The sequence below is a fragment of the Mesotoga sp. HF07.pep.5.2.highcov genome (assembly GCF_003666285.1).
GTDB lineage: Bacteria > Thermotogota > Thermotogae > Petrotogales > Kosmotogaceae > Mesotoga > Mesotoga prima.
Genome location: NZ_JFHJ01000450.1, coordinates 1 through 4,489, shown reverse-complemented (window position 1 = coordinate 4,489; position 4,489 = coordinate 1). Strand labels below are relative to the sequence as shown.

Sequence of the window (4,489 nt, the reverse complement as noted above, 5' to 3'; positions counted from 1 at the left end):
CGCTTTCGCGATAAAGGCTGTCAATCCCGAACTCACTGTTATTGCGGAATCCGGTGATGGTGACATGTACGGAGAGGGTGGGAATCATTTTATCCACGGCATTAGAAGGAATTTTGATGTCACCGTTTTGATCCACGATAATCAGATTTATGGGCTCACTAAAGGCCAGGGATCTCCTACAACGAGAAAGGGCCAGAAGACGAGTTCTCAGCTGCAGGGCGTGATTAATGAACCGCTGAATCCCCTTGCGCTGGCTATTACTATGGACGCTGCCTTTGTAGGAAGAACCTTCATCGGAGACAAGGAGCACTTTCGAAAGGTTGTTTCGGCTGCGATAAAACACAAAGGCTTCTCAGTCGTCGATATAATGCAGCCATGCGTTACATTCAACAAGGTGAACACTTTCAAGTATTACAAAGACAGGCTCTACGATGTCCATGAAAAAGATGCGAGCTATGATCCTACGGACAAAGTCAAGGCTTTTGAAACGGCGCTTGAATGGGATGACAAGATCCCCATGGGGATCCTGTACCAGAACGAGAAGCCGACATATCATGAGCTTCATCCCGTTTTGAAGAAGGGAGTTATCCTTTCAAAAGAGAGATCGTCAATCGATGTTTCTACTGAGCTAGAGGCCTTCAGGTAAAGAGAAGAGAGACCCAGGTAAGAACAGGTGAGAGGATCAGGGCCGGGAGAAAGTTGCCGACCCTGATTTCTTTTATCTCAAGTAGTCTGATTCCCAGTGCAAGAAGCATGAGACCGCCGACTCCGGAAAAGTCCCCTAGATACAACGGATCCTGGAGAAAGGAAAGCACTCCTGCAAGAGAGACGAGTCCTCCCTGCACGAGATACACGCTGCTGCTGAAAGAAGTACGCCCTTACCTAGAGCTGCAGATAGCATCATAGAAGAGATTCCGTCCATCAGCGACTTGATGAATATAAGTTCATTTTCACCGGAAAGGCCGGCCTTTAGTGATCCAATTACGGTCATTGGTCCCGCTACGAAAAGGACGGATGCCGTGATGAAGCCCTTTACGAAATTCTCGTCATCGTGCTTGTTCCCGGCAAGCCTGCCGATCTTTTCCTCTATGTTTAGAGCTTCTCCCAATGCCCCGCCGATAATCAGACTTCCAAGAACGACGAGAACACTGTTTGTATCTAGAAACATCTCTATTCCTAGACCCATGGTAAGAATTCCGATGACGTTAAAGAAGACCTTTCTATAACGGTCCTTCAGAAGTCTTCCACCGAGCAATCCAACTATAGAACCTATGATCACGGCAACCGTGTTTACAATGACAGATATATTCAGCATTCCTTTTCTCTCCTGACGAATTCGATCAGCTCTTCATCATTCTCGGGAAAAGCCTTGAAGCGTTTGTAGTAGTCTATCAGATACTTCTCCTTCTCTTCAAGCTGCCTATTATGAAGATTACTGTCGACATAGTCTTCTACTGTAACGAAATATTCAAGGCTGCCTTCTCTCAGATTCATTACATGAGTAGCCATATCCAGGAACTCTGCAGGCCAGTGTGTAGATACAACTACTGTCTTTCCTAACCGGTACTCGGACAAAAGGAGGTTTCTTACTCTTTGAACGGCTCTATCATCCAGCCCCGATGTCGGTTCATCGAGGAGAAGAATCGCTTTGTCAAGCACGACCATCGATGCAATGGCAAGAAGCCTCTGCTCGCCCCCGGAAAGTGAAAAGGGAGTTCTAGAACTGAATTTCTCAAGGTCGAAACCAATCACTTCGATAATCGCCTTCAGTTTCTCAGAACCTTTCTTTCCGGCAGTCTTAAGACCGAACTCCAACTCTTCCATTACCGTGGGATTGAAGAAACAATCCTCGGGGTATTGGAAGATCATTGAGCTCTTCGAAAAGAGATCTCCGTCTTCGCAGTGAATCTCGCCACCGTCGGGTTCAATCAATCCGCAAAGAAGCTGAAGAAGAGTAGATTTACCGGACCCGGTCCTTCCCGTCAATATGACAAAGGAACCATCTGCAATATCAAAAGTGACCCTCTTCAAGGCGGAAACTTGACTCCCGTTTCCATGACCTTTGTAGGCGAAGGAAACTTCTTTAACAGTCAGCATGAGACAGCAATCTCGAAGGGGATCGACATTCCCGACTCCTCGAACACGGTAAAGGAATTCCTGAGCTCTCTATAACCCCCATCGAAGAGTTTTCCCTTTCTTCCCAGAATTATGAATCTTTCACAGTTCAGGACTTCGGAAAACCTGTTAGTCGCAAAGAGCATCGATGTCCTCTGCGGAATAACCTCTTCAAGAGTCCGTAAAATCATGTCTCTATCATGCCGGTCAAGCATCGATAACGGTTCATCCAGCAGAAGAAGAGAGGGCTCAGATATGAGAGCGGCCGCAAGCGAAACCAGTTGACGCTGTCCTCCGGAGAGCGTCAGTATGTCCCTATCTACGATATTTGAGAAGCCGAATTCAGTGACGAAGAGCTCTATCCTTCTACGCGACTCTTCCATAGAAATTGAAAGCGAGCGAAGAGGAAAGAAGAGATTCTCCCGAACAGTAGTACCGAAGAGCACGGTGTCGGGATTCTGAAAGACCATTCCAATTCTTCCGTTTATCATTCTTCTTCCCGATTCAAGTTTTTTCAAACCGGCTACAACCCTTAGCAAAGTAGTCTTTCCGGAGCCGTTCTTGCCGAGCAGAGCTATGCGTTCGCCCGGCCCAACATCGAGGCTGAACCTCGAGAGTATCTCTTCGTCGCCCACTTTGACAGTTAAGTTTTCCAGAAGGAGAATGGCATCAGAGCTTTCTGGAGACATAGACCCTAACACCGCCGGATTTTGTCGCAGTTATGACGTTTCCAAATGTTTCTCTCATTATCGCTTCAAGTCTTGAACCACCCTTGTTATGGTACGCCACTATCTGAAGTGAGCCTCCCTCATTTAGAAACTCAGGAGCCTCAGTTATCATCCTTTGCCACACTGCCTTACCGGCAGCTATCGGGGGATTTGAAAGAATGGAATCAAAGCTTGTCTTTTCCCAGGGAGAGAAGAGGTCGCCTTTGCGAACGTCCGCTAGAATATTGTGATCTCTCGCATTGATTTTTGAAAAGGTCAAGGCTCTGGTATTGACATCGCTCATGTGGAGTTTCAGATCTGGATGTTCCAGCTTGAGTGTGATGCCTACCGCGCCGTAACCGCAACCCAGATCGAGAATGCTCTCCTGACCTTCAAGAATGCAGTTCTCTATTAGCAAGAGTGAGGCTCTATCCGCCTTCCCAAAGGCAAACACTCCCTCGGGACTTTTGAATGTGTAAGAATGGCCGTTTCTAAGGCGAAGATAAACGGACCGGATGGTTTTCGGCGGTTCGGTCTGATCTGTGTAGTAGTGTTGAAAGTCTTCCTTCATCCAAGTCTTCCCAGCTTTCTTCCTCCGAGTATGTGAAAGTGAAGATGCTCTACTTCCTGTCCGGAATCACTGCCCTGGTTGACGATTAGCCTGTAACCGCTCGTCTTTATGCCCTTCAGTTCGACTATCTGTTCTACGAGCTCAAAAAAGCTTCTCATGCATTCTGTGTCATACTTTGCCAGCTCTTCAAGACTCTTCACATGTTTGCGAGGCACTACCAGAACATGAGTGGGAGCAACGGGATTTATGTCGTCAAAGGCAACAAACCAGTCATTTTCCCCCACGAAACTACTCTTAATTTCTCCACTGGCAATCTTGCAAAATATGCAGTCCACCTTTCTCACTCCCTGTCTATATAGTGATTCTTCATTATTTCGACGAGTAGTTCAGATGACCTTCCCGCAAGTTCAGAGAAATGCCTATCGAAATCCCTCTTTGAATTCTCATCTGCCATATCTAGAATTGTTTTTATTACAAGATAACTACATTTATTCTCGTAAGCGGTCTTTGCGAACGGCGCAGAATCCATATCGAGGGCTATACCTCCATGGGAAGAGTGTATTTCGTCTCTAACCGAGGCATTTGCGACCACCGCATCACCCGAAAGGATCTTACCGAATTTTCCTGCCTTGAAGTAGACCTTGAGAAACCTCATGAGAAGCGTGTCGGGCGCTTTCATAACCATCTTACCTTCGCTAAGTGGGAAGATTGTGTCATATTCCTCGAACTCGGTACCTACAACAACATCGCCTATCTGCACTGATTCATCGATTCCCGCCGCGCATGAAGAAAGAACGGCCAATCTCGGATTGAAGCGATCAATCAATCTCTGAGTGAGCATCGAAGACTCGATCTTTCCAACAAAACCACCACAGGCAACGACTTCATTGTTACCAATGACTCCTCTGCAAAAGTGTCTTCCAAGTATCTCTCCTGACTCCAGCACGAGCATACTGTCCATTACAGGTTTTACTTCTGGAAGAAAGACGCCGAGAGCAAGAATCATGTCAACACCTCCATAGAGGATTATAACAAAAAGGGGACCTCAGGTCCCCTATTCTTCTTCATCATCCTCTGCTATCATCTCTTCGACGAG

Annotated in this window: 6 protein-coding genes and 1 pseudogene; 1 reads left to right on the top strand and 6 read right to left on the bottom strand. The window is 46.7% G+C overall.

Annotation, left to right across the window (positions count from 1 at the left end; all coding sequences use genetic code 11):
• A partial coding sequence (locus BG32_RS09495; RefSeq protein ID WP_121526742.1) for a thiamine pyrophosphate-dependent enzyme occupies positions 1 to 646 on the top strand: 646 nt, incomplete at its 5' end.
• Here the strand turns inward: BG32_RS09495 and BG32_RS09490 are convergent.
• The 6 genes and pseudogenes from BG32_RS09490 to BG32_RS09465 all read right to left on the bottom strand — a co-directional run bounded on the left by BG32_RS09490 (position 639) and on the right by BG32_RS09465 (position 4,399).
• A pseudogene (locus BG32_RS09490) lies at positions 639 to 1,315 on the bottom strand (DUF554 domain-containing protein). The gene BG32_RS09495 and the pseudogene BG32_RS09490 sit on opposite strands and share 8 nt — an antisense overlap.
• On the bottom strand, positions 1,309 to 2,097 hold the full coding sequence (locus BG32_RS09485) for an energy-coupling factor ABC transporter ATP-binding protein (protein WP_121526741.1): 789 nt from the start codon (positions 2,095 to 2,097) through the stop codon (positions 1,309 to 1,311). The pseudogene BG32_RS09490 and the gene BG32_RS09485 overlap by 7 nt, the downstream one beginning before the upstream one ends.
• Complete coding sequence (locus BG32_RS09480; protein WP_121526740.1) at positions 2,091 to 2,804, bottom strand: ABC transporter ATP-binding protein; 714 nt, start codon at positions 2,802 to 2,804, stop codon at positions 2,091 to 2,093. Before BG32_RS09480 ends, BG32_RS09485 begins: the two co-directional genes overlap by 7 nt.
• On the bottom strand, positions 2,785 to 3,393 hold the full coding sequence (locus tag BG32_RS09475; RefSeq protein ID WP_006492818.1) for a class I SAM-dependent methyltransferase: 609 nt from the start codon (positions 3,391 to 3,393) through the stop codon (positions 2,785 to 2,787). Before BG32_RS09475 ends, BG32_RS09480 begins: the two co-directional genes overlap by 20 nt.
• Entirely contained in the window at positions 3,390 to 3,728 is a 339-nt protein-coding gene (locus BG32_RS09470) for a histidine triad nucleotide-binding protein (RefSeq protein ID WP_014730773.1), read from the bottom strand. The genes BG32_RS09475 and BG32_RS09470 overlap by 4 nt, the downstream gene beginning before the upstream one ends.
• A gap of 5 nt (positions 3,729 to 3,733) precedes the next feature.
• Positions 3,734 to 4,399, bottom strand: a complete 666-nt coding sequence (locus tag BG32_RS09465) for a 5'-methylthioadenosine/S-adenosylhomocysteine nucleosidase (RefSeq protein ID WP_006492816.1) — start codon at positions 4,397 to 4,399, stop codon at positions 3,734 to 3,736.
• Positions 4,400 to 4,489: the final 90 nt, after the last annotated feature.

What these genes read in the sequence shown, in the direction of transcription:
- BG32_RS09480 (WP_121526740.1), bottom strand. Translation starts at nt 2,804, where the DNA reads ATGTCTCCAGAAAGCTCTGATGCCATTCTCCTTCTGGAAAACTTAACT.
- BG32_RS09485 (WP_121526741.1), bottom strand. Translation starts at nt 2,097, where the DNA reads ATGCTGACTGTTAAAGAAGTTTCCTTCGCCTACAAAGGTCATGGAAAC.
- BG32_RS09475 (WP_006492818.1), bottom strand. Translation starts at nt 3,393, where the DNA reads ATGAAGGAAGACTTTCAACACTACTACACAGATCAGACCGAACCGCCG.
- BG32_RS09465 (WP_006492816.1), bottom strand. Translation starts at nt 4,399, where the DNA reads ATGATTCTTGCTCTCGGCGTCTTTCTTCCAGAAGTAAAACCTGTAATG.